Below are 19,773 nucleotides of genomic sequence, written 5' to 3'. Positions count from 1 at the left end.
GTTAACCCGAGGCCGAGTGGAGCCTGCGATCTGTGGGGTGAGGGCCATGGATGGCCCGAAAGCGCCGTTGGCCCATGGATGGGCCGTCGGCGCGGTCCCCGCGGATCGTAGGCGGAGGGAGGGGACCCGAAGCGCAGCGTAGGGCCGAGAGGTGGGGCGAGAATTTTTTGCTTACTTTTTTTTTCGACTGAAAAAAAGTAAGCCGCCGTCAGGGCGGAAGGGGCCAGCCCGGCCACTATCCAAAACGGATAAGCCCACCGCCCCCCCCCCAAAAAAAAATCACCGCTCGCTAAGCGAAAACTCGGTCAGGCAGAAACTCTCGATCCCTGCTTCAAGAAGTTTCTGCGACCCACCCAGCTCCGGCAGGTCGATGATCGCGGCTGCCTCGAACACCGCAGCGCCCATCCGCCGCACCAGGTTGGCCGCTGCCAGCAGGGTGCCCCCCGTCGCAATCAGGTCATCGAAAATCAGCACCGCATCACCTTCGCAGAGGCTGTCGGCGTGCACTTCGAGAAACGCCTCGCCGTACTCGGTCTGATACCCTTCGGACAACACGTCGGCCGGCAGCTTGCCTTGTTTGCGGAACAGGATCAGCGGCTTGTTCAGTTGATGTGCAATGATCGAACCGATCAGGAACCCGCGTGCGTCCATGGCTCCGATGTGGCTGAACTCAGCCTCGACATAGCGCTCGATAAACTGGTCGGCAACATAGCGCAAGCCACGCGGCGACTGAAACAACGGCGTGATATCGCGGAAGATCACCCCCGGTTTGGGAAAATCCGGTACCGGGCGGATCAGGGATTTGAGGTCGAAATTGTCGCTGTGCATGAGGCGGGTATCCTGGGAAACAAACGTCGGCAGTATACCCGCTGTAGGACGTTTCAGCTCTCCGCCGAACCACCGGCCAAGGCACACAGCTGAATCGGGTCGACGATCCGCACTTCCTTGCCTTCGGCTTCGATCAGGCCGTTCTGCTGGAAGCGGGTAAACACCCGCGAGACGGTTTCCACCGCCAGCCCCAGGTAGTTGCCGATCTCGTTGCGCGACATGCTCAAACGGAACTGGTTGGCCGAATAGCCACGGGCGCGGAAGCGCGCCGAGAGGTTGACCAGGAAGGTCGCGATACGCTCGTCGGCGGTCTTTTTCGATAGCAGCAGCATCATTTGCTGGTCGTCGCGGATCTCCCGGCTCATCACTCGCATCAACTGCCGACGCAACTGTGGCAACTGGACCGACAGCTCGTCCAGGCGCTCGAACGGAATCTCGCAGACCGAGGTGGTTTCCTGTGCCTGAGCCGAGACCGGGTAGGCTTCGGTGTCCATGCCGGACAGACCGACCAGCTCGCTGGGCAGGTGGAAGCCGGTAATCTGCTCTTCGCCGCTGTCGCTCAGACTGAAAGTTTTCAGTGCACCGGAACGAACGGCATAAACAGAGCCGAAATTGTCGCCCTGCCGGAACAGAAATTCGCCTTTTTTCAGCGGTCGCCCGCGTTTGACGATTTCATCCAGTGCATCCATGTCTTCCAGGTTCAGCGACAGGGGTAGGCACAGTGGCGCCAGGCTGCAATCCTTGCAATGGGCCTGGTTATGAGCGCGCAGTTTAACTGGCTCGGACATTTCATCAATCCTTGTGGGAAAGCACACATAAGCCGTAAGGGTACCTCAGGAACCCCGGTTCGGGCCAGCTTGCTCGGTTTGGGTGCAAGCCGGTCGTACGTTCGGCAAGGGTAGGCCGATACGGTCTAGATAGTGAGCCTCACAAGAAAAGCTGTCCACGTTAAGTGTGGGGGAATGGCCCGGTACTCAGATAACCCGGGAGAAACGCTGGCGGTTGTGCAGGTCCAGGTAGGCGTCGAACACCATGCACACCGAACGCACCAGCAGGCGTCCAGCCGGCAGCACCTCGATACGTTCGTGCTCCAGTTTGATCAGGCCGTCCTTGGCCATGGCCTGCAGGGCCGGCCATTGGTCGTTGAAATAGCCGCGAAAATCGATGGTGAAGGCCTGTTCGATGCTCTCGAAATCCAGCTCGAAATGGCAGATCAACTGCTGGATCACGGCGCGGCGGATGCGGTCGTCCTGATTGCAGATCAGCCCGCGACGGGTGGCCAGTTGCGCCGCGTCGAGGGCGCTCTGGTATTCGTTGAGGTCGCTGCTGTTCTGGCAGTACAGGTCGCCGATCTGGCTGATGGCCGACACGCCCAGGCCGATCAGGTCGCAATGGCCATGGGTGGTGTAGCCCTGGAAGTTGCGCTGCAGGGTCGATTCTTCCTGGGCAATCGCCAGCTCGTCGTCGGGCAGGGCGAAATGGTCCATGCCGATGTAGCGGTAGCCGGCGGCCGTCAGTTGCTCGATGGTGCGCTGGAGCATTTCCAGCTTCGCGCCCGGCGACGGCAGTTCGCTGGCGTCGATGCGCCGCTGCGGCATGAAACGCTCGGGCAGGTGCGCATAGTTGAACACCGAGAGCCGATCGGGTTGCAGCTTGATCACCTCGTCGACGGTGCGGGCGAAACCTTCCGGGGTCTGCTTGGGCAGGCCGTAGATCAGGTCGAGGTTGATCGAGCGGAACTGCAGGGTGCGCGCCGCCTCGACGATGGCGCGGGTCTGCTCCAGGCTTTGCAGGCGGTTGATCGCCCGCTGTACCAGCGGGTCGAGGTCCTGCACGCCGAGGCTGACACGATTGAAACCCAGCTCGCGAAGCAGGCCCATGGTCGACCAATCGGCTTCGCGCGGGTCGATCTCGATGCCATAGTCGCCGGAGTCGTCGTCGAGCAGGTTGAAGTGCTGGCGCAGGTGCGCCATCAACTGGCGCAGTTCGACATGGCTGAGGAAGGTCGGGGTGCCGCCGCCCAGGTGCAACTGCTCGACGGTCTGTTTCGGGTCGAGGTGGCAGGCGATCAGCTGGATTTCCTGCTCCAGGCGCTGCAGGTAGGGCAGGGCACGGCCGCGGTCCTTGGTAATGACCTTGTTACAGGCGCAGTAGTAGCAGATGTTCGCGCAGAACGGCACGTGCACATACAGCGATAGCGGCCGGGCCACCCGGCGGCTGTCGCGCAGCGCGTGCAGCAGGTCGAACGAGCCGACCTGGTTGTGCAACTGCACGGCGGTCGGGTAGGAGGTGTAGCGCGGGCCCGCCAGATCGTAGCGACGAATCAGGTCAGGGTCCCAGCAGAGGGCGTCGATCATGGCGGCAGTCCCTGGAATGGTGTCAATGCCCGGAGTCTAGGGAGCCTTGGTACAGAGCGTGTTGATTTGTATCAAAAGCGGATCAGTGGCCCATCAGCCAGTGCTGGTGCGGGCCCGGCAGGGTCCACAGGCCGAACAGGATCACCAGTACGCCGCCGGCCACGCGCACGCCACGCTGGCGCAACAGCGCCCCGGTACGCTCGGCGGCCAGCCCGGTGGCCAGCAGCACCGGCCAGGTGCCCAGGCCGAAGGCGAGCATCAGCAGCGCGCTGTGCCCGGCATTGCCCTGGCTGGCGGCCCAGAGCAGGGTGCTGTAGACCAGCCCGCAGGGCAGCCAGCCCCACAGTGCGCCGAGCAGCAATGCCCGCGGCAGGCTGGACACCGGCAGCAGGCGGTTGGCGACTGGCTGGATATGCCGCCACACGCCCCGGCCGAGGCTTTCGATGCGGGTCAGGCCGCTCCACCAGCCGGCCAGGTACAGGCCCATGCAGACCAGCAAGAGCGCCGCCACCACGCGCATGGCCAGCGCCAACGGACTGTCGGCCAGTGCCCAGCCGGCCAGGCCGAGCAGCAGGCCGGCGCTGGCATAGCTGAGGATCCGCCCGAGGTTGTAGGCCAGCAGCAGGCGGAAACGCCGGCTGCGCTGCTCTTTGGGGATGGCCAGGGTCAGCGCGCCCATCAGGCCGCCGCACATGCCCAGGCAATGGCCGCCGCCAAGCAGGCCGAGGATCAGTGCCGAACTCAGCAGGGGCAACAACTCAAGCACGGGGTGGCGCGCCTCTGTCGTCTGCAGGGGCGCTGTCGGCGGGCTTGGTTTCGTCCAGCGCGGCCTGATGATTCGGGTCCTGATCGTCGAACAGGATGCTGTGGGCGGGGCCGTCGAGGTCGTCGTACTGGCCGCTGTCCACCGCCCAGAAAAAAATGTAGACGGCAATGGCGACGATCAGCAGCGCGGCCGGAATCATGACGTAGAGCGCGGGCATGGGAACTCCTGATCAGGCTGTGGCCGGGTGGATGGCAGTGTGGTTGCCGGTTGCCGGTGCCAGGCCCTTGATCCGGGTCAGACGCAGGGCATTGAGTACCACGATCAGCGAACTCACCGACATGCCGACCGCCGCCCAGATCGGGGTGATCCAGCCCAGCGCGGCAAACGGCAACATGAGGCCATTATACAGGGCGGCCCAGAGCAGGTTCTCGATAATGATCCGGCGCGTGCGCCTGGCCAGGCTGAACGCTTGCACCAGCGCGTCGAGGCGGTTGGACAGCAGCACAGCGTCGGCGCTGGTCTTGGCCAGGTCGGTGGCCGAGCCCATGGCGATGCTGATGTCGGCGGCGGCCAGCACCGGCACGTCGTTCACCCCGTCGCCGAGCATCAATACCTTGTGTCCCTGTTGCTGCAAGGCGTTGAGGCGTTGCAGTTTGTCGTCCGGGCGCAGGCCGCCGATGGCCTGGTCGATCTTCAATTCCGCCGCAACGCTGGCGACCATCGGCGAGCTGTCGCCAGACAGCAGCAGGGTCTGCCAGCCCCGCGCGCGGCAGGCGGCGAGCAGGTCGGCGGCGTCCTGGCGCAGGCGGTCGTCTAGGACGAACCAGGCCAGCGGGCCCTGGCAGTCGCCGAGCAGCAGCCACTGGCCCGGTTCGTCGGGCATCGCCGGCAGCGCTGTGCCACTGAGGTCACAGACAAACGCCGGTTGGCCGATCCGTAGCTGTTGTTGTTCGACCCGGCCTTCGAGGCCAAGCCCCGGCGTGCTCTGCACATCCTCGGCAACCGCCACGGTGCGGCCGAAGGCACGTGCAATCGGGTGTTCGGAGCGATGTTCGAGCGCGGCGGCCAGGCGCAGGCACTGGTCGGCGTGCAGCGCGCCCAGCGGGCGGATGGCGCGCAGGGTCAGGCGGCCTTCGGTGAGGGTGCCGGTCTTGTCGAAAATGACCGTGTCGATCTGGTTCAGGCCTTCCAGCACGTGGCCACGGGTCAGCAGCAGGCCGAGCTTGTGCAGGGTGCCGGTGGCTGCGGTGAGCGCAGTGGGCGTGGCCAGCGAGAGGGCGCAGGGGCAGGTGGCGACCAGCATCGCCAACACGATCCAGAACGCCCGCGAGGCGTCCAGCTGCCACCAGAGCAGGCCGATGCCTGCCGCCGCGACCAGCGAGAACAGCAGGAACCACTGCGAGGCACGGTCGGCGATTTGCGCCAGGCGCGGTTTTTCCGACTGGGCGCGTTCGAGCAGACGGACGATGGCCGACAGGCGAGTGTCCTGGCCCAGGGCCTGGACTTCCACGGTCAATGCGCTTTCGACGTTGAGCGTGCCGGCGGTGACCGTATCGCCGCGCTGGCGCGGCTGTGGCAGGTATTCGCCGGTGAGCAGCGATTCGTCGATGCTCGACTGGCCGTCGACGATGCGTCCGTCGGCTGGCATTACCGCGCCGGGGTGCACCAGCACGCGTTCGCCGAGTTGCAGTTCGCGCAGCAGGATGCGTTCGCTGTTGCCATTGGCATTCAGGCGCAGGCACGACGCCGGCAGCAGGTTGACCAGTTGCGCGGTGGCAGCGGCGGTGCGTTCGCGGGCGCGGCGCTCCAGGTAGCGCCCGGCCAGGAGGAACAGCGCGAACATGCCGACGGCATCGAAATACAGCTCGCCGCTGCCGGTGATGGCGGTCCAGATCCCGGCGAAATAGGCCAGGCCGATCGCCAGCGATACCGAGACGTCCATGGTCAGGTGGCGAGTGCGCAGGTCGCGGGCGGCGCCGCGGAAGAACGGCGCGCAGCTGTAGAAGACGATCGGCGTGGTCAGGAACAGCGCCACCCAACGCAGGATGGTGTGCAGTTCGGGGCTCAGGTCGATGTTGAATTCCGGCCAGGTGGCCATGGTCGCCATCATCGCCTGGAACCACAGCAGCCCGGCCACGCCAAGCTGGCGCAGGGCGGTACGGTTTTCGCTGGCCAGCTGTTCGGCAGCGCGGTCGGCCTGGTACGGGTGGGCGGCGTAGCCGATCTGGCGCAATTCGCCGAGCAGGCGCGACAGCGGCAGTTCGCTGTCGCTCCAGTTCACGTGCAGGCGATGGTTGGACAGGTTGAGCCGGGCCTCGGCGACGCCGGGCAGGTTGCGCAGGTGTTTCTCGATCAGCCAGCCGCAGGCGGCGCAACTGATGCCTTCGATCAGGAGGGTGGTTTCCGCCTGGCTGCCATCGTGGCGCACGTAGGGCTGTTGCACATCGGCGCGGTCGTACAGGGCCAGCTCGTCGACCAGTTGCTGGGGCAGCGCTTCAGGGTTGGCACTGGCTTCGCTGCGGTGCTGGTAGTAGCTCTCCAGCTTGCCGGCGACGATGGCTTCGGCCACCGCCTGGCAACCGGGGCAGCAGAACGGCCGCGACTCGCCGAGCACCACGGCGGTGAAATGGCTGCCGGCCGGGACGGGCAGGGCGCAGTGGTAGCAAGGCGTTGGGCTGGTCATGAGTTCTTATCGCGATTCGGTGGTGAGGCTATCGCCGGCGTTGCCGGCGATCGGGGTCGACTCATTTCTCGAGATGTTCAGCCCCCTGCAACGCCTCATCGCCCAGCACCAGGGTCGCATCATGGCTGACCTGCTCTTCCTCGAACAGGCGCCAGGTTTGCGCGCCTTCCTGCCCGAGCAGTTCGACAAAGCGCCGGCCTTCGATCCGGTCGGTCAGTTGGCCAAGGTAGCGGCCGGCCTCGCTGTCGCTGCGGGTGAGGATCACCCGGCGGTCTTTCTCCGGCTGGGTTGGCGAGATCAGGTTCAGTTCCAGAGTCTGCGGCTGGCTGTTGCCGGTCAGGCGCAGGTCGACTTCGCCAGTCAGCTCGTCGAGATGGATGTTCGCCTTCAATTGCAGCGTCTGGCCGAGCAACTCACGGTCGAGCGAGCGGTTGATGCCCTTGCCGGCCTCGTAGTAGTTGTCGTTGACCAGGTTGTCCGGGTTGTTCACCGCAATGGTCACCATGGTCAGGCTGAGGGTCACCGAGGTGGCCAGTACGCCGATGATGATCCACGGCCAGAGGTGCTTGTACCAGGGGCTGGAGGCGGTAGCTGCGGGCATGAATAAACTCTCTTAGCGAACTTGTGGGCCGATGAACCGGCTCTTGGCTTGAACCTCGGTGCCGCTGTCGTCGGCGTCCTTGAGGATGAATGTCACTTCGTTGGTGGTCGATGGCAGTTTTTCCGGGGCCATCGACAGCTGCACCGGCAAGCTGACGATATCGCCAGCGGCCACGCGGATCTCCCGCGCACCTTCCAGCTTCAAGTCCGGCAGGCCGGCGGCATCGAGCACGTAGACGTGGTCGCGCTGGTCCTTGTTCATCACCTTCAGGCTGTAGACGTTCTCGATCCGGCCCTGGGCGTTCTCGCGGTAGAGCACGCGGTCCTTGCTGACGTCGAAGCCGACCAGCGAGCGCATCACGAAGGCACTGGCGAGCAGGCCGATCATCACCAGCAGGACGATGAAGTAACCGATCAGGCGCGGGCGCATCATGTGCGTCTTTTGCCCGGACAGGTTGTGCTCGGTGGTGTAGCTGATCAGCCCGCGCGGGTAGTTCATCTTGTCCATGATGCTGTCGCAGGCGTCGATGCAGGCGGCGCAGCCGATGCACTCGATCTGCAGGCCGTCGCGGATGTCGATGCCGGTCGGGCAGACCTGTACGCACATGGTGCAGTCGATGCAGTCGCCGAGGCCCTTGGCCTTGTAGTCGAGGTCTTTTTTCCGCGGGCCGCGGGTTTCGCCACGGCGCGGGTCGTAGGAGACGATCAGCGTGTCCTTGTCGAACATCACGCTCTGGAAACGGGCGTACGGGCACATGTACACGCACACCTGCTCACGCAGCCAGCCGGCGTTGCCGTAGGTGGCGAGGGTGAAGAAACCGACCCAGAAGTAGGCCCAGCCATCGGCCTGGCCGGTGAAGAACTCCACCAGCAGTTCGCGGATCGGCGAGAAGTAACCGACGAAGGTCATGCCGGTGACGAAGCCGATGGCCAGCCACATGCTGTGCTTGGCCAGCTTGCGCAGGAACTTGTTGGCGCTCATCGGCGCCTTGTCGAGCTTGATGCGCTGGTTGCGGTCGCCTTCGGTGACCTTTTCACACCACATGAAGATCCACGTCCAGACGCTTTGCGGGCAGGTGTAGCCGCACCAGACACGCCCGGCGAACACGGTAATGAAGAACAGGCCGAAGGCAGCGACGATCAGGATGCCGGAGAGGAGGATGAAGTCTTGCGGCCAGATGGTGGTGCCGAAGATGTAGAACTTGCGCTCCGGCAGGTTCCACCAGACGGCCTGGTGACCGCCCCAGTTGAGCCAGACGGTGCCGAAATACAGCAGGAACAGGACCGCTCCACCCACCATGCGCAGGTTGCGGAAGAGGCCGGTGAAGGCGCGGGTGTAGATTTTTTCCCGAGAGGCGTAGAGGTCTACGCTGTTGTCTGTCTTGGCAGGCGGGGTGACATCATGTACCGGAATCTGCTTGCTCATCATTGAGTCCCACGGCAGTGGAATAATGCCGCGGCCAGTGCGTGCTGACCGCAGTCAGAAGTGTTTGCTGCTCTGGTTCGCATGATACGCCTGTAGTGGCAGCCTGGGGCATGGGTGTGGCGTTTGGTCGCGTTGGGTTTGCCTGTCGATTAGTGTATTGGGCGCTGTCAATTGATCTGGGTCATGTGAGGCTGCTTTGAAGGCCCTGCTGGACTTGCCGGCGATCGGCAACCCGGCAGTTGTAAAAAAGCCCCGCCAGCCTTCACTGACGGGGCCTTGTGTGCAGCCCGCCGGATTACTCCGCCTTGGCCGCCTCTGCCGCCGGCTCACCCTGGTGCGACAGGCTGTAGACATAAGCCGCCAGCAGGTGAACCTTGTCGTTGCCCTGAATCGCTTCCTGGGCAGGCATCTGGCCCTGACGGCCGTAACGGATGGTCTGCTGCAGTTGCGCGAAGCTCGAACCGTAGATGAACGCCTGTGGGTGGGTCAGGTTCGGCGCGCCCATGGCCGGGGTGCCTTTGCCTTCCGGCCCGTGGCACGCCACACAGTTGGCTGCGAAGAGCTTCTGGCCATTGGCCGGGTCGGCCTTGGTGCCTTCCGGCAAGGTCCGGCCATCGAGGTTGCTCAGCACGTAGGCGGCGACATCGGCCACGCCTTGCTCGCCGATCACTTCCGCCCAGGCCGGCATCACGCCGTGACGACCGCCCATGATGGTGGCCTTGATGGTTTCCGGCTCGCCGCCCCAGCGCCAGTCGGCGTCGGTCAGGTTAGGGAAACCGTAGGAGCCCTTGGCGTCGGAGCCGTGGCACACCGAGCAGTTGGAGGCGAACAGGCGGCCGCCCATCTTCAGTGCTTGCGGGTCCTTGGCGACTTCTTCAATTGGCATCGCGGCGAATTTGGCGAAGATCGGCCCGAACTTGGCGTCCGAGCGGGCCATTTCCTTCTCCCACTCGTGCACCCCGGTCCAGCCCTGCTGGCCGTTGGCGAACTCGGTCTTCTTGTCGTTATCCAGGTAGGCATACCCCGGCAGCAGACCTTTCCAGTTGCCCAGGCCCGGGTACAGCACCAGGTAACCCAGGGCAAACACGATGGTGCCGACGAACAGCATGAACCACCATTTCGGCAGCGGGTTGTCGTACTCCTCGATGCCATCGAAGGAGTGGCCCACGGTTTCATCGGTGGCTTCGCTGCGCTGGCCCTTACGGGTGGACAGCAGCAGCCAGGTCAGGGCAAAGATGGTGCCCAGACTCAGAACGGTGACGTACAGACTCCAGAAGGTAGTCATTCGTTGTTACTCCTAGACGCTTTCGCTTGCGCTTGCTCGACATGCTTGCTGGCTTCGGGATCATCCGCAAAAGGCAGCATGGTCGCTTCGTCGAACTCGGATTTACGCCGCGAACTGAACACCCACAACGCCAGGCCGATAAAGGCCACCATCACCACGACGGTGCCCAGGCCACGAATCATCCCGATATCCATCAAGGTCACCGTTTGCTTTTGATGATGGTGCCCAGGCCTTGCAGGTAGGCAACCAGGGCGTCCATTTCAGTCTTGCCCTTGACCGCGTCGCGGGCACCGGCGATGTCTTCGTCGGTGTACGGCGTGCCGAGGGTGCGCAGGACTTCCATCTTCTTCGCGGTTTCCTTGCCGTCGAGCTTGTTCTCTACCAGCCATGGGTAGGACGGCATCTTCGACTCGGGTACGACGTTGCGCGGGTTGTACAGGTGTGCACGGTGCCAGTCGTCGGAGTAGCGACCGCCGACGCGGGCCAGGTCCGGCCCGGTACGCTTGGAGCCCCAGAGGAACGGGTGGTCCCAGACGCTTTCACCGGCGACCGAGTAATGGCCATAGCGTTCGGTTTCGGCGCGGAACGGACGGATCATCTGCGAGTGGCAGCCGACACAGCCGTTGGCGATGTACACGTCGCGGCCTTCCAGTTCCAGCGCGGTGCGTGGCTTCATGCCCTCGACCGGCTTGTTGGTGACGTCCTGGAAGAACAGCGGGACGATCTGGGTCAGGCCGCCGATGCTCACGGCGATGACCATGAAGAAGGCCAGCAGGCCGATATTCTTCTCGACTACTTCATGCTTCATCAGTGAGCTCCAACTACGGCGATCTGCGCGGCAGCTTCGGCTTCAGCCGGCTGCGAGGCGCGAACGGTACGGAAGACGTTGTACGCCATCAGCAGCATGCCGGAGGCGAAGAACGCACCGCCCAGGGCACGGACGATGAAGCCCGGGTGGCTGGCCTGGAGGGCTTCGACGAAGGAGTAGGTGAGGGTGCCGTCGTCGTTGATAGCGCGCCACATCAGGCCTTGGGTGATGCCGTTGACCCACATCGAAGCGATGTACAGCACGGTGCCGATGGTCGCCAGCCAGAAGTGCGCGTTGATCAGGCCGATGCTGTGCATCTGCGCGCGACCGTAGACTTTCGGGATCATGTGGTACAGGGCGCCGATCGAGATCATCGCGACCCAGCCCAGGGCGCCGGCGTGGACGTGGCCGATGGTCCAGTCGGTGTAGTGCGACAGCGAGTTGACGGTCTTGATCGCCATCATCGGCCCTTCGAAGGTCGACATGCCGTAGAACGCCAGCGACACCACGAGGAAACGCAGGATCGGGTCGGTGCGCAATTTATGCCAGGCGCCCGAGAGGGTCATCATGCCGTTGATCATGCCGCCCCAGCTTGGCGCCAGCAGGATGATCGACATGGCCATGCCCAGCGACTGCGCCCAGTCCGGCAGGGCGGTGTAGTGCAGGTGGTGCGGGCCGGCCCAGATGTACAGGGTGATCAGTGCCCAGAAGTGCACGATCGACAGGCGATAGGAGTAGATCGGACGCTCGGCCTGTTTCGGTACGAAGTAGTACATCATGCCGAGGAAGCCGGTGGTCAGGAAGAAACCTACGGCGTTGTGCCCGTACCACCACTGGATCATGGCGTCGGTGGCACCCGAATACGCCGAGTAGGACTTGAACAGGCTGACCGGCAGCGAGGCGTGGTTGACGATGTGCAGCATCGCCGTGACCACGATGAAGGCACCGTAGAACCAGTTACCGACATAGATGTGCTTGGTCTTGCGCTTGACGATGGTGCCGAAGAACACCAGGCCGTAGGTCACCCAGACAATGGCCAGCAAAATGGCGATCGGCCATTCCAGCTCTGCATATTCCTTGGTGGTCGTGTATCCCATCGGCAGGGTGATCAGTGCACCGACGATCACCGCTTGCCAACCCCAGAAGGTGAAGGCGGCGAGGCTGTCGGAGATCAACCGCGTCTGGCAGGTACGCTGCACGACGTAGTAGGAAGTGGCGAACAGTGCACAACCACCGAAGGCGAAAATCACCAGGTTGGTGTGCAACGGGCGAAGGCGTCCAAAGGTCGTCCAGGGCAAATCAAGGTTCAGCTGAGGCCAGACCAGTTGCGAGGCGATGAAGACGCCGAGCCCCATGCCAAGGATCCCCCAGACCACCGTCATGATGGCGAACTGGCGGACGACCTTATAGTTATAAGCAGTCGGACTGATTGCTGTGCTCATTCTAAGGTTCCACGGTTTTGGGTGTTTTTGTTGGTTAAAAAATCGGCGCAAGTATGTATAAACAGTGTGGGTATTGCAACGCGATGGACCTCGCGCGGCAGCTTGCCAAGGCCGATTTTACGGCGGTTCCAGCCATTCCGTGGCAAAGATTGTACACAATCATAAGTGCTTGATGTACACCAAAATTGCGTTTCTTTGTCTGCATCTAAGTGCTGCGCTTTGTCTTAATTTTTTCAGCGGGAATAATCCTGACAGATAGATGGCCCGGTATCTGTCAGCCTTTGCGGCAAATTGATGGCCATCATTCCGCCGAGGATCGGCGCAGGCGACCAAACTCAAAGCCACTGTGGCAACAAGCTTAGTCTCGTTCGGAGGGGGTGCAAGGGGAGGGCGATACGGGGTGCGACACTTTGTCACAAGTGCCGGGGCGGACGCCGCACCCTGGTGAGGTGCGGCGTTTTCAGTCAAGGCTCAGTTACACAATCGTTTCACTTGGCAGAAACGCTTTCCGCTTCCTGCGACAGGCTGTAGACATAGGCCGCCAGCAGGTGGACTTTGTCGTTGCCCTGGATTTCCTGCTGCGCCGGCATCTGGCCCTGACGGCCGTAACGGATGGTCTGTTGCAACTGGGCGAAGCTCGAACCGTAGATGAACGCTTGCGGGTGAGTCAGGTCGGGTGCGCCCATGGCCGGGGTGCCCTTGCCCTGCGGGCCGTGACAGGCCACGCAGTTGGTTGCGAAGAGCTTCTCGCCGTTGGCCGGGTCGGCTTTGGTGCCTTCCGGCAGGCTGCGGCCATCGAGGTTGCTGAGGACGAAGGCGGCCACATCGGCCACGCCCTGTTCACCAATCACCTCGGCCCAGGCCGGCATCACACCGTGACGACCGCCCATGATCGAGGCCTTGATGGTTTCCGGCTCGCCACCCCAGCGCCAGTCCTTGTCGGTGAGGTTAGGGAAGCCGTAAGCGCCCTTGGCGTCGGAACCGTGGCACACGGCGCAGTTGGAGGCGAACAGGCGTCCGCCCATTTTCAGCGCTTGCGGGTCCTTGGCCACTTCCTCTACCGGCATGGCGGCGAACTTGGCAAAGATCGGTCCGAACTTGGCGTCGGCCTTGTCCATCTCTTTCTGCCATTCGTTAACGCCGGTCCAGCCGTCCTGGTAACCGGGCAGGATGCCTTTCCAGTTGCCCAGGCCCGGGTAGAGGATCAGGTAGCCGACGGAGAACACCAGGGTGCCGACGAACAGCCAGAACCACCACTTGGGCAGCGGGTTGTCGTATTCCTCGATGCCGTCGAAGCTGTGGCCCATGGTCTGGTCAGTCGTGCCCGGGCTTTCGCCCTTGCGCGTGCCGAGCAGCAGCCAGGTCAGGCCGATCAGGCTGCCGATGGTCAGTACGCAGATGTACGTACTCCAGAAGGTGGTCATTGCCGGGTACTCCTCAGGGCTTTTTCTTCGGTGGCGGCTTGTGGCAGGCGCTCGTCGGCGAAGGGCAACAGGCTCGCCTCGGCGAACTCAGGGTCGCGGCGGCGGCTGAACACCCACAGCGACATGCCGATGAAGGCAATCGCTACCAGCAGGGTGCCCAGGCCGCGCAACTGGCCGATATCCAGGGTGAAGTCCATGGCGCTTACCTCTTGTTCTTGATCGCGGTGCCAAGCACCTGGAGGTAGGCGACCAGGGCGTCCATTTCGGTCTTGCCCTTGATCGACTCGACGGCACCGGCGATGTCCTCGTCGGTGTACGGCACGCCGAGGGTGCGCATGGTGCGCAGCTTGGTCTCGGTGTGGCTGCTGTCGACCTGGTTGGCTACCAGCCATGGGTAGGCCGGCATCTTCGACTCGGGCACGACGTTGCGCGGGTTGTACAGGTGCGCACGGTGCCAGTCGTCGGAGTAGCGGCCACCCACACGGGCCAGGTCCGGGCCGGTACGCTTGGAGCCCCAGAGGAACGGATGGTCCCAGACGCTTTCACCGGCGACCGAGTAGTGACCGTAGCGTTCGGTTTCGGCGCGGAACGGACGGATCATCTGCGAGTGGCACTGGACGCAGCCTTCACGGATGTAGATGTCGCGGCCTTCCAGTTGCAGCGCGGTGTAGGGCTTCATGCCCTCGACCGGGTTGTTGGTGACGTCCTGGAAGAACAGCGGGACGATCTGGGTCAGGCCGCCGATGCTCACGGCAAACACCATCAGCAGCACCAGCAGGAAGACGTTCTTCTCGATTACTTCATGTTTCATCAGGTTCTCCTCAGGCCAGCTGCGCAGCAGGTGCAGACGCGGCCGCGGTCACCGGGGCACGCACGGTGCGCCAGGTGTTCCAGGCCATCAGCAGCATGCCGGTCAGGAAGATCGCACCGCCGACGAAGCGCACGATGAAGCCAGGGTGGCTGGCGACCAGGGTTTCGACGAAGGAGTAGGTCAGCGTGCCGTCGGCGTTCACCGCGCGCCACATCAGGCCCTGGGCGATGCCGTTGACCCACATCGAGGCGATGTAGAGCACGGTGCCGATGGTCGCCAGCCAGAAGTGCGCGTTGATCAGGCCGAGGCTGTACATCTGCTCGCGACCGAAGACTTTCGGGATCATGTGGTACAGGGCGCCGATCGAAATCATCGCGACCCAGCCCAGGGCTCCGGCGTGGACGTGACCGATGGTCCAGTCGGTGTAGTGCGAGAGGGCGTTGACGGTCTTGATCGCCATCATCGGACCTTCGAAGGTCGACATGCCGTAGAACGCCAGCGACACCACCAGGAAGCGCAGGATCGGGTCGCTGCGCAGCTTATGCCAGGCCCCCGAGAGGGTCATCATGCCGTTGATCATGCCGCCCCAGCTCGGTGCCAGGAGGATCAGCGACATGACCATGCCCAGCGACTGCGCCCAGTCGGGCAGGGCGGTGTAGTGCAGGTGGTGCGGACCGGCCCAGATGTACAGGGTGATCAGTGCCCAGAAGTGCACGATCGACAGGCGATAGGAGTACACCGGCCGTTCGGCCTGCTTGGGTACGAAGTAGTACATCATCCCCAGGAAGCCGGCGGTCAGGAAGAAGCCTACCGCGTTATGCCCGTACCACCACTGCACCATGGCGTCGGTGGCGCCGCCGTACAGCGAGTAGGACTTGGTCAGGCTGACCGGGATTTCCAGGTTGTTGACGATGTGCAGGATCGCCACGGTGATGATGAATGCACCGAAGAACCAGTTGCCCACGTAGATGTGCTTGGTGGTGCGCTTCATCAGCGTGCCGAAGAACACCACGGCATAGGCGACCCAGACAATGGTGATCAGGATGTCGATCGGCCATTCCAGTTCGGCATATTCCTTGGAACTGGTGAAGCCCAGCGGCAGGCTGACGGCGGCCAGGACGATCACCAGTTGCCAGGCCCAGAAGGTGAAAGCGGCCAGGCGCGGCGAGAACAGGGTGGTCTGGCAGGTACGCTGCACCGAATAATACGAAGCAGCGAACAGTGCGCAACCGCCGAAGGCGAAGATCACCGCATTGGTGTGCAAGGGTCGCAGGCGACCGAAGCTGGTCCACGGGAGGTCGAAGTTGAGCGAAGGCCAGACGAGTTGCGCGGCGAGAAAAACGCCGAGCCCCATCCCGACGATTCCCCACACCACCGTCATAATGGCGAATTGGCGGACCACCTTGTAGTTGTAGGCGGTACTGCTGGTTGTGTTCATGTATGGGTTCCCATCCACGGTTATAGGCAGGCTAAATAGCGAGGCAAGCATGATTAATGGGCAACACGCCGGTATTGACGGGGATCAATTAGCGCAACGGGCGAAGGCCGCGGGCTGGTTGTGGAATGCCCCGCAAAATCAGGGGGATGGGGCCGCTTTTAGCACCCTGATCCTGGCCCATGGCGCAGGCGCGCCGATGGACAGCGGGTTCATGGACGAGATGGCGCAAAGGCTGGCGGAACAAGGGCTGGGGGTACTGCGCTTCGAGTTCCCGTATATGGCCCAGCGCCGCCTCGATGGTGGCAAAAGGCCGCCGAACCCGCAGGCACGCTTGCTGGAACGCTGGCGCGAGGTGGTCGAGCAGGTGCGACCATTGGTCGCTGGGCCGCTGGCCATTGGCGGCAAGTCGATGGGCGGGCGCATGGCCAGTCTGCTGGCCGATGAGCTGGGGGTAGCGGGTCTGGTGTGCCTGGGCTACCCGTTCTATGCGGCGGGCAAACCGGAGAAGCCACGGGTGGCGCATCTGGCTGACTTGAAGACGCCGACGTTGATCGTTCAGGGCGAGCGCGATGCGCTGGGCAATCGGCAGGCGGTGGCGGGGTATGCGTTGTCGCCGGTGATCGAGCTGCTATGGCTGGAGGCGGCGGATCATGACCTGAAGCCGTTGAAGGCCTCGGGCTTTACCCAGGCGCAGCATCTGTCGCGGGCGGCGCAGGCGGTTTCTGAATTCGCTAGGCAGATGCAGCCCCTGTAGGCGCTGGCTTGCCTGCGATCTGCCGCAGAGCGGCAGCAGAACAGGCAATCTCGGTGTGTCAGTCAAGCCGCGAATACACGGTTTACGACTGCTTCGCAGTCGATCGCAGGCAAGCCAGCGCCTAAAGAAAGCGGGGATCGCTTAGCCGCGGTACTCGCACAGGTAAGCAGTATCGACCGCAACCTTCAGTTGGAACTTGCTGTTGGCCGGGACGTTGAACTGGCTGCCGGCCGAGAAGGTTTCCCAGTTGTCGCTGTCCGGCAGCTTGACGGTCAGGGCGCCGGAGACCACGTGCATGATTTCACGCTGGGCGGTACCGAACTCATATTCGCCCGGGGCCATCACGCCAACCGTGGCCGGACCTTCGGCAGTACCAAAGGCGATGGACTTGACCGTGCCATCAAAGTACTCGTTGACCTTAAACATGGGCGACTCCTGAAAAAGCGACGAAAAAGGCTCGCCAGTATGCCCAAGCCGTCTAGCCTCGTCATCCGCTTTCAGGGGCCGCCCACCGGCAGGGTCAACGGCAGCAGCCGCGCAGTATTGCGCGCATCTTCCAAGGCTCGATGCTGCTGACCGCTGAATTGCAAGCCGGCCAGTTGCAGGGCACTGTTCAAGCCCAATGGCCGCTGCAAATGCCGGGCCTTGGCAAAGCGCTGCTTGAGGTTGATGTGGCTGACGCTGGCCAACAGGCTGTCGATCTGATGTAACTGCCATTCCTGCAGCAACTGCTTGCGGTCGTAATCGCCCCAGCTGAGCCAGCCTTCGAGCCTTGTCCGATGGTGTCCGAGCCAGCGCTCGAACTGGGCCCAGACCTCGGCAAACGGCGCCGCCGTGTCGATGTTGTGCTGGCTGATGTGGGTCAGCTCGCGGCAGAACGGGGTCAGTTGCGGGCGCCGCCGCGGCCGCACGAAACGCTGGAAGTGATCCACTTCGCGGCCGTCGCGGTTAACCAGGCTGGCGCCAATTTCAATGATTTCCATATCCGTGATCGGCCAGCCACCGTCGTCGGTGGTGGCTTCCAGGTCGATCACCAGCCAATGGCCCATACCAGGCTCCTCTGCAAGATGTGGCTAGAGCGTAGCTAAACACGTGGCCTGGCGGTATCCCGTGGCTTTTTGCCTTCTGCTCGAAATTGGCCTATCCGGCAGTTGTGCTGATACCGGAAAACGCCTAGCTTAGTCCCGATCCGCGTCCCCCCCCGTGAGAGTGAGTTGCCTTGATTTCAGCGCCAATGCCCCAGGTGTTGTCCTCCTTGTTGTCCCTCGGCCTGGTTTGCTGGGCCTTCCCGGCCTCTGCCCTGGAGGGCGTTGAGGTCAAGGTCGGTGCTGCGCATTTTCCGCCCTACACGGTGCGTCCGGAGCAGGGCGCCGACACCGGCTTGCTGCCGCAACTGGTCGAGGCGCTGAACCAGATGCAGAGCCAGTACCGTTTCGTCCTGGTGCCCACGTCGATCCCGCGCCGTTTCGGTGATTTCAAGCAAGGTCGGATCGACATGGCGATCTTCGAAAACCCTGATTGGGGCTGGCAGACGATTCCCCACGACAGCGTCGACATGGGCCTGGAGGATGCGGAAATTTTCGTCACGCACAACAACGGCCAGCGCAATCAGGGCTACTTTACCGACTTGAGCGGCAAGCGCCTGGCCCTGTTCAGCGGCTATCACTACGCCTTTGCCGGGTTCAATGCCGACCCGACGTACCTCGCCGACACCTATAACGCGACCCTGACCTATTCCCATGACAGCAACCTGCTGATGGTGCAGCGCGACCGCGCCGACATCGCCCTGGTCACGCGTTCGTACCTCAGCGATTTTCTCGTGCGCAACCCGCAGAGCGCCGGGCAACTGTTGGCGTCGGAGCGGGTCGATCAGGTCTACCATCACTACGCCTTGCTGCGACCCCATGCGCCGATCAGCGGCGCAGCGTTCAACCGCCTGCTCCAGCAACTGCGCAACAACGGCCAGATGTTGAAGATCTTCCAGCCCTACCGGATCAGTGTGAGTCCGCATCACGCGCAGTAAATTTATGCGTGGGCGTCACGTTCACAAAGGTGAGCCTTTTTCACTTTCGTGAGCCCAGACCATGTCGTTCGATAGTGCTTCCTCTACCTTGTCCTTGCCCCGCTGGCGCAGTCTGGCCGGCGATGAAACCGCGTGCCGTTTGAGCCTGCTGCTCGAGGGCCGGCCGCTGATTCGCTTGCGCCTGGAGCGCGGCGAGGCCCTGACCATCCATGTTGAAGAAAGCTGTAGCGAGCGTCCCGAGCAGGCCCTATGGGCGGCCTGCTACTGGTTGTTCGCGCGCGATCCGGGCTGCCAGCGCCTGCACTGGCACCTCGCCGAAGTGCCGGCGGCAGCCCTGGCCAGCGGCCTGTTGCTGGCCGACGATGAGGCGGGCTGCTATCGCTGCGAGCGCACTGTGTTCTGGCAGCTGCCGCAGCCGTGGCTGGGCGAGTCGCTCGGCCTGGCCTATCCGCAGCAGATGCAGATGACCGCCGGCAAGCGCCATCCGCTGCGTGCGCCAAAAGCGCGGGGCGAGGTCTATCGCCGTTTCGATGCGCGCCTGGGGGCCTGGGTGTCGCTGCGCACGCTGGAAATCGACCGCGACCTGGAGCGCTTCAACCGCTGGCAGAACAATCCGCGAGTGCTGAACTTCTGGCAGGAGGGTGGCAGCCTGGCGCAGCACCGCGATTACCTGAGCAAGCTGGAAGCCGATCCGCACACGCTGACCCTGATCGGCTGCTTCGACGATGAGCCGTTCGCCTATTTCGAGGCGTACTGGGCCAAGGAAGACCGGCTTGCGCCGTTCTATCCGGTAGATGATTACGATCGCGGCATTCATATGCTGGTGGGCGAGGAAACCCATCGCGGCCCGCACAAGGTGGCGAGCTGGCTCTCGGCGCTGGTGCACTACCTGTTCCTCGATGACCCGCGCACCCAGCGCGTGGTCGCCGAACCGCGGGCGGACAACGCGAAGATGATCGGCTACATGCACGATCAGTGTTTCCACTGCGAGAAGGAATTCGATTTCCCGCACAAGCGTGCAGCATTGATGATTCTGGGGCGGGAGCGGTTTTTCGAACGGTGCAAGCTGGGGTAGCTCGCGCAGAACTCATCGCGGGACAAGCCCGCTCCCACAGGACCTAGGTCATC

At 63.1% G+C, this 19,773-nt stretch carries 21 protein-coding genes; 3 read left to right on the top strand and 18 right to left on the bottom strand.

Annotated elements, in window-relative coordinates:
- Positions 1-279: 279 nt before the first annotated feature.
- The 16 genes from DCO48_RS21985 to ccoN (DCO48_RS21910) form a co-directional block, all read right to left on the bottom strand.
- Positions 280-828, bottom strand: coding sequence for an adenine phosphoribosyltransferase (locus DCO48_RS21985; protein WP_116552714.1), 549 nt, complete (start codon positions 826-828; stop codon positions 280-282).
- Between the two features lie 53 nt (positions 829-881).
- Positions 882-1,616, bottom strand: coding sequence for a Crp/Fnr family transcriptional regulator FnrA (gene fnrA / locus DCO48_RS21980; RefSeq protein ID WP_116552713.1), 735 nt, complete (start codon positions 1,614-1,616; stop codon positions 882-884).
- 186 nt (positions 1,617-1,802) lie between these two features.
- Positions 1,803-3,185: an oxygen-independent coproporphyrinogen III oxidase gene (hemN, locus tag DCO48_RS21975; RefSeq protein WP_116552712.1), complete on the bottom strand. Its 1,383-nt coding sequence runs from the start codon at positions 3,183-3,185 to the stop codon at positions 1,803-1,805.
- An 82-nt stretch (positions 3,186-3,267) separates the two neighbouring features.
- The gene (locus tag DCO48_RS21970; RefSeq protein ID WP_116552711.1) at positions 3,268-3,951 is read right to left on the bottom strand and encodes a sulfite exporter TauE/SafE family protein; all 684 of its coding nucleotides are present in this window, start codon (positions 3,949-3,951) and stop codon (positions 3,268-3,270) included.
- Positions 3,944-4,168 carry a cbb3-type cytochrome oxidase assembly protein CcoS gene (gene ccoS, locus DCO48_RS21965; RefSeq protein ID WP_116552710.1) on the bottom strand — a complete coding sequence of 75 codons (225 nt, stop codon included), beginning with the start codon at positions 4,166-4,168 and terminating at the stop codon, positions 3,944-3,946. The genes DCO48_RS21970 and ccoS overlap by 8 nt, the downstream gene beginning before the upstream one ends.
- Positions 4,169-4,180: 12 nt before the next feature.
- A complete protein-coding gene (locus DCO48_RS21960; protein ID WP_116552709.1) occupies positions 4,181-6,634 on the bottom strand; it encodes a heavy metal translocating P-type ATPase in 2,454 nt (817 codons plus the stop codon).
- Positions 6,635-6,695: 61 nt separating this feature from the next.
- Positions 6,696-7,235, bottom strand: coding sequence for a FixH family protein (locus DCO48_RS21955; RefSeq protein WP_116552708.1), 540 nt, complete (start codon positions 7,233-7,235; stop codon positions 6,696-6,698).
- A 12-nt stretch (positions 7,236-7,247) separates the two neighbouring features.
- Positions 7,248-8,660, bottom strand: a complete 1,413-nt coding sequence (ccoG, locus tag DCO48_RS21950) for a cytochrome c oxidase accessory protein CcoG (RefSeq protein ID WP_116552707.1) — start codon at positions 8,658-8,660, stop codon at positions 7,248-7,250.
- Between the two features lie 295 nt (positions 8,661-8,955).
- Positions 8,956-9,945 carry a cytochrome-c oxidase, cbb3-type subunit III gene (gene ccoP, locus DCO48_RS21945; RefSeq protein WP_116552706.1) on the bottom strand — a complete coding sequence of 330 codons (990 nt, stop codon included), beginning with the start codon at positions 9,943-9,945 and terminating at the stop codon, positions 8,956-8,958.
- Positions 9,942-10,139 carry a CcoQ/FixQ family Cbb3-type cytochrome c oxidase assembly chaperone gene (locus DCO48_RS21940; protein ID WP_010225992.1) on the bottom strand — a complete coding sequence of 66 codons (198 nt, stop codon included), beginning with the start codon at positions 10,137-10,139 and terminating at the stop codon, positions 9,942-9,944. Before DCO48_RS21940 ends, ccoP (DCO48_RS21945) begins: the two co-directional genes overlap by 4 nt.
- A gap of 5 nt (positions 10,140-10,144) precedes the next feature.
- The gene (gene ccoO / locus DCO48_RS21935; RefSeq protein ID WP_116552705.1) at positions 10,145-10,753 is read right to left on the bottom strand and encodes a cytochrome-c oxidase, cbb3-type subunit II; all 609 of its coding nucleotides are present in this window, start codon (positions 10,751-10,753) and stop codon (positions 10,145-10,147) included.
- Entirely contained in the window at positions 10,753-12,195 is a 1,443-nt protein-coding gene (gene ccoN, locus DCO48_RS21930; protein ID WP_116552704.1) for a cytochrome-c oxidase, cbb3-type subunit I, read from the bottom strand. Before ccoN (DCO48_RS21930) ends, ccoO (DCO48_RS21935) begins: the two co-directional genes overlap by 1 nt.
- A 488-nt stretch (positions 12,196-12,683) precedes the next feature.
- Positions 12,684-13,619 (bottom strand): cytochrome-c oxidase, cbb3-type subunit III, encoded by a 936-nt coding sequence (gene ccoP, locus DCO48_RS21925; protein ID WP_116552703.1) that lies wholly within the window; start codon positions 13,617-13,619, stop codon positions 12,684-12,686.
- Positions 13,616-13,816: a CcoQ/FixQ family Cbb3-type cytochrome c oxidase assembly chaperone gene (locus DCO48_RS21920; protein WP_116552702.1), complete on the bottom strand. Its 201-nt coding sequence runs from the start codon at positions 13,814-13,816 to the stop codon at positions 13,616-13,618. The genes ccoP (DCO48_RS21925) and DCO48_RS21920 overlap by 4 nt, the downstream gene beginning before the upstream one ends.
- A 5-nt stretch (positions 13,817-13,821) precedes the next feature.
- Complete coding sequence (gene ccoO, locus DCO48_RS21915) at positions 13,822-14,430, bottom strand: cytochrome-c oxidase, cbb3-type subunit II (RefSeq protein WP_116552701.1); 609 nt, start codon at positions 14,428-14,430, stop codon at positions 13,822-13,824.
- Between the two features lie 10 nt (positions 14,431-14,440).
- The gene (gene ccoN / locus DCO48_RS21910; protein ID WP_116552700.1) at positions 14,441-15,868 is read right to left on the bottom strand and encodes a cytochrome-c oxidase, cbb3-type subunit I; all 1,428 of its coding nucleotides are present in this window, start codon (positions 15,866-15,868) and stop codon (positions 14,441-14,443) included.
- 49 nt (positions 15,869-15,917) lie between these two features.
- Here ccoN (DCO48_RS21910) and DCO48_RS21905 point away from each other — a divergent pair, with 49 nt between their 5' ends.
- Positions 15,918-16,622 carry an alpha/beta family hydrolase gene (locus DCO48_RS21905; protein WP_116552699.1) on the top strand — a complete coding sequence of 235 codons (705 nt, stop codon included), beginning with the start codon at positions 15,918-15,920 and terminating at the stop codon, positions 16,620-16,622.
- Positions 16,623-16,763: 141 nt separating this feature from the next.
- Here DCO48_RS21905 and DCO48_RS21900 read toward each other — a convergent pair whose 3' ends face one another.
- Together DCO48_RS21900 and DCO48_RS21895 are read right to left on the bottom strand one after the other, a co-directional pair.
- Positions 16,764-17,048: a pyrimidine/purine nucleoside phosphorylase gene (locus DCO48_RS21900; RefSeq protein WP_010225980.1), complete on the bottom strand. Its 285-nt coding sequence runs from the start codon at positions 17,046-17,048 to the stop codon at positions 16,764-16,766.
- Between the two features lie 71 nt (positions 17,049-17,119).
- Positions 17,120-17,671, bottom strand: coding sequence for an exonuclease domain-containing protein (locus DCO48_RS21895; RefSeq protein WP_116552698.1), 552 nt, complete (start codon positions 17,669-17,671; stop codon positions 17,120-17,122).
- Positions 17,672-17,856: 185 nt separating this feature from the next.
- On the opposite strand from DCO48_RS21895, the gene DCO48_RS21890 reads away from it, so the two are divergent.
- A complete protein-coding gene (locus DCO48_RS21890; protein ID WP_116552697.1) occupies positions 17,857-18,645 on the top strand; it encodes an ABC transporter substrate-binding protein in 789 nt (262 codons plus the stop codon).
- Positions 18,646-18,706: 61 nt separating this feature from the next.
- The gene (locus tag DCO48_RS21885; protein WP_116552696.1) at positions 18,707-19,720 is read left to right on the top strand and encodes a GNAT family N-acetyltransferase; all 1,014 of its coding nucleotides are present in this window, start codon (positions 18,707-18,709) and stop codon (positions 19,718-19,720) included.
- Positions 19,721-19,773 lie beyond the last annotated feature (53 nt).

It is taken from the genome of Pseudomonas sp. SDI (assembly GCF_003105155.1).
In the GTDB taxonomy this organism is placed as follows: Bacteria; Pseudomonadota; Gammaproteobacteria; order Pseudomonadales; family Pseudomonadaceae; genus Aquipseudomonas.
This window is presented reverse-complemented; position numbering and strand designations above follow the sequence as displayed.